Source organism: Microcoleus sp. Pol12B4, from assembly GCF_036701385.1.
Classification (GTDB): Bacteria; Cyanobacteriota; Cyanobacteriia; order Cyanobacteriales; family Microcoleaceae; genus Microcoleus.
The window spans coordinates 1-4434 of sequence record NZ_JAUBQR010000337.1; the positions used below are offsets into that span (position 1 = coordinate 1).

General features: G+C 48.1%; 3 protein-coding genes. All 3 read left to right on the forward strand.

Annotated features, from left to right (window positions below):
* On the forward strand, positions 1-1515 hold a 1515-nt coding region (murJ, locus tag QUA38_RS27585; RefSeq protein WP_333167515.1), incomplete at its 5' end, for a murein biosynthesis integral membrane protein MurJ.
* Between the two features lie 788 nt (positions 1516-2303).
* Positions 2304-2489 (forward strand): hypothetical protein, encoded by a 186-nt coding sequence (locus QUA38_RS27590; protein ID WP_333167517.1) that lies wholly within the window; start codon positions 2304-2306, stop codon positions 2487-2489.
* 113 nt (positions 2490-2602) lie between these two features.
* Positions 2603-4434: DUF4347 domain-containing protein (locus QUA38_RS27595; protein ID WP_333167519.1), on the forward strand; the 1832-nt coding region annotated here is incomplete at its 3' end.

The following is a 4434-nucleotide window of genomic DNA, read 5'->3' on the forward strand; positions in this document are numbered from 1 at the left end:
ATTGCGATCGCCGCAGCCTTTGGAGTCGGTGTCGCCGTCGATGCCTACAACTACGCCTACGTCATCCCTGGTTTCTTGTTTATTTTGCTCGGAGGGATTAACGGGCCATTTCACAGCGCCATAGTCAGTGTTTTAGCCCGCCGGGATAAAAAAGAAGCAGCACCCTTAGTAGAGACTATCACTACCTTAGTCGGGGGCTTGTTGCTGTTGGTGACGATCGCTTTAATTATTTTTGCCGATCCGCTGATCGATTTGGTGGCACCCGGATTAAATAGAACAGCAGAAGGTTTACAAATCAAAGCAATTGCCGTCCAGCAATTTCGGATTATGGCGCCGATGGCATTACTTTCAGGCTTAATCGGCATTGGTTTCGGCACTCTCAACGCCGCCGATATGTACTGGCTGCCTTCGATTAGTCCTTTATTTTCCAGCGTTGCACTTGTCGGCGGTTTGGGGATTCTCGCACTGCAACTCGGAGACAAAATTATTCAGCCAGAATACGCACTAATGGGCGGCTTAGTGTTAGCTTGGGGAACTTTAGCGGGCGCAGTTTTGCAGTGGTTGGTGCAACTGGTGGCGCAGTGGCGCGCCGGCTTGGGAACATTGCGTTTGCGGTTTAATTTTAAACGGCCGGGAGTGCAAGAAGTAATTAAGGTGATGGTTCCTGCGACCTTATCATCAGGAATGCTACAAATTAATGTTTATACTGACCTATTTTTCGCATCCTACATCCCCCAAGCTGCCTCTGCGTTGGGTTACAGTGGGTTGTTAGTTATGACGCCTTTAGGCATTATTTCTAATGTAATTTTAGTGCCATTTCTACCCATATTTTCTCGCCTCACAGATCCGAGAGATTGGCCGGAATTAAAAGCTCGAATTCGTCAATCTTTGATTTTGACGGCCCTTACGATGCTGCCGCTGAGCGCTTTAATGGTAACGCTGGCTGGACCTATCGTCCGCATTGTTTACGAACGCTATGCTTTTGATCGAGAGGCCTCGCTGTTTGTTACGCCGATATTGATGGCTTACAGTATTGGAATGTTTGTGTATTTGGGACGCGACGTTGTGGTACGGGTATTTTACGCTTTAGGAGACGGGGAAACCCCTTTTCGCATCAGTATTATCAATATCTTTTTAAACGCTCTTTTGGATTATTTCTTGGTAGGAGCTTTCGGGGCGCCCGGATTAGTTTTAGCCACGGTGGGAGTCAATCTTCTTTCGATGATTATGCTTTTGTACTGTTTAGATAAAAAGCTGGGTGGCCTGCCTTGGGGGCAGTGGAGTTTGCCTTTTCTGGGGTTAACTTCTGGGAGTTGTCTAACTGCTTTCGTTACCTTGGCTACTCTGCAAGCCTGTCAAAGAGTTTTGGGTACTGAAGGTTTGGTCGTTCAATTAGTGCAGTTGAGTGTGGCAAGTTTTGTAGGGTTAGGAGTTTTTGCCCTGTTTGTCAGTCAAATGAAATTGCCGGAAGTTGATATGTTTGTCGATCGCATTCGGGGACGTTTTCGCAAATAAATATCCGAAATTGGCGGTAGATTCAAGGAATCAACAAAAGTGCGATCGCCCTTAACTACAAAAAAGACCAAAAAAGGATCTCGCCCTTAAATCCAAATCAATACTCCGAAGCGTCCATCCGCGTATACCCGCCACCATCTGCAGTCAAAAATTCCAGAGTAATTAACAAAGGCGATGTCTAGATTCTCAAGATATCGTCAACCTTTATGCTGTCTGGCAAAATAGCCAATAAAATTCTGCTAAAACAAATAAACCCTCATACCCACAGCCTCTCTTGGATGTCTAAATTATGTCCTCATGGCAAAGATCCGACTTTTCCGACTTTATGATCCGACTTTTCCGACTTTACAGAGGCAGGGGCCCGAAGCAACGATAGAGATAGGGAAAGCCAACCCACGATGTCGAGATTGTAAAGATATCGTAAACCTGGATGTTGTGTTGCGAAGTGTTAAATAAAAGTATGCTATAAAAGATATGTCTTTAGGGTGATGCCATTAAGTTGCATCTCATGTTATTCCAACCCCTTGCGCCACGAGGCCAGTGAAAGCCCACTCCATATCAGGACTACCCCGCTCAGGCTCTACTTTACTGGGTGCACTACTACGACAAAATCCCCGGTTTTACAGCGCTATGACTTCCCCTATTGGGGGCGCAAGTCGATCGAATGCTGGAAACCGTGAGCGAAGACAAAGAGTTTTCCGTGTTCATTTCCCCTGAACAAAAACGGGCACAGCTTATTACCACCCGCCAACCGATCGAGAAGTGATCTCCGACACCAATCGCCGGTGATGCAGCAAATTGTCATTAATTCGGGAACTATTTCCCGAAGTCAAAGTGATCTGCTGTGTCAGAAACATCGCTTGAATTATGGACAGCATCGAGCTACTAATTCGCGTGGCAACGCCTTTGATGTTTCCGGGTTATTTAATGCTCCAGCGGAACGGGCTAACAATTTTACCGCCCGATTTATTTAAGCAATAGAACTAATAAATTCTTCCGTCCTCATAGCGAGGACTTAAGCGAGGTGGGGGTTTCAACCCCGACCCGGCTTGGATGTAAACAATAGATATCAAGGATTTCAGCAATTATGAACGTACCAAACATGAACAAGCAAATCACTTTCGTAGACTCCGACCTACAGGACTATCAAAGCCTGATTCAAAACGCTGATACCGCTGAAGTTGTAATTTTAAATGACAATTTGAGCGCGATCGAGCAAATTACTCAAGCCTTGATTGAAGATATAGCCCTTGTCGGGACTACCAAAAAAGCGATCGCCTTTATCGACCCTACCGTTGAAGATTACCAGATGCTCGTGGCGGGGGTCGTTCCCGGTATCGAAGCAGTGGTTCTCGATCCCAAACGAGATGGGGTGGAGCAAATTACCCAAATTCTGGGCAACTCTAATTTTGTCGAAGCCGTTCATATCATCTCCCACGGCAGTCCAGGCAGCCTCTACCTGGGCAATACACAACTGAGTTTAGAGACCCTCAACCGCTACGCGACTCGACTACAACAGTGGGAGGCTCCCCATATTCTCCTCTATGGCTGTAATGTAGCAACTGGCGATGCGGGCGAAGAGTTGATCTCGAAATTACACCAGTTGACCGGAGCAACTGTTTACGCCGCAAAGACCCTCGTAGGTGCCTCTGAACGGGGCGGAACCTGGAATTTGTCCGAGGTTGCAGGTACTAGCCATCTCAAAGCTTCATCCTTGGCCTTTTCCCCTGAAGTTCTGGCGCAATACCCAGCCGTTCTCCCCTTCCAAACCTTCAATCCGACTGGGGGAACCAACAGCACCGACGGTCTCAAAGTCCAGATTTACGACAATGGAATCTTTCAGGTTTACCGAAACAACGCTCGCCAAGTCTTTGGTAGTAGTTCCCCTAGCGGTTTCCTGGGTCTTGGTGTGGGGAGCACGACTTATGCTACTAATACAGGCAACCAAGCGCTAAAACTCTTGACCCAATCGGCGGTTTCTGGTGTCGGGACTTCCCCTAACCCCTATCAGGTGACAACCACTCTCTATGCAGATGTCAATAATAACAATACCTACGACTCAGCAACAGATTTTCAGATCCAATGGGTGACTCGCTATGCTGCTCCTCAAGCTCTGTTCTCCCAAGTGTTTAATATTACGGCTCCGGCTGGAAACACCAGTCCAGTCAAGCTATATCAGGGCTTCGATACATACCTCGCTGGCGGCGATAATGGTCCCGCCTATGGCTTAACGGCTGCAGAGACGGAGTTGACCGGAACCACTGATAACCCCAAGTTCATTGGAGTTCGCAAAAATGCTGGACTGCCGACCGAAAGCTTTATGGGCTTCCTGGAAAACCAAGGTGAATTTTCCCGCTGGTACTCAGGTTTGTATTCTCCTCCATTCACCGCAATAAACAGCGGTGGCAATCTCACAAACACCTACAACACAAACCCCACCACAGACAATGGTATTGCAGTTCAGTACGACCTGGGAGCTATCACTGGAGCGACGACTATTTCTAACTTTCTGGGGTTTACTTTAAATGCCGTCACCGCACCCACAGCCCCCACGATCACTACTACCAGTGGCACAACCAACGATACCACTCCCACTCTGGCGGGAACTGCCGAAGCCAATAGTACCGTGAACATCTTACAAGGCACAACTCCACTAGGTACTGCCACAGCGGATGCTTCGGGTAACTGGACATTTACCCCCACGACAGCTTTAGCCGAGGGCCCTTATGCCTTCACCGCTACAGCCACCGATACTGCGGGTAATACTTCTGGGGCTTCCACTCCAGTTAATCTCACAATCGATGCCACAGCATCCAGCGCACCCACCATTACAACAGCCGCCGGCACAACCAACGATACCACTCCCACTCTGGCGGGAACTGCCGAAGCCAATAGTACCGTGAACATCTTACAAGGCAC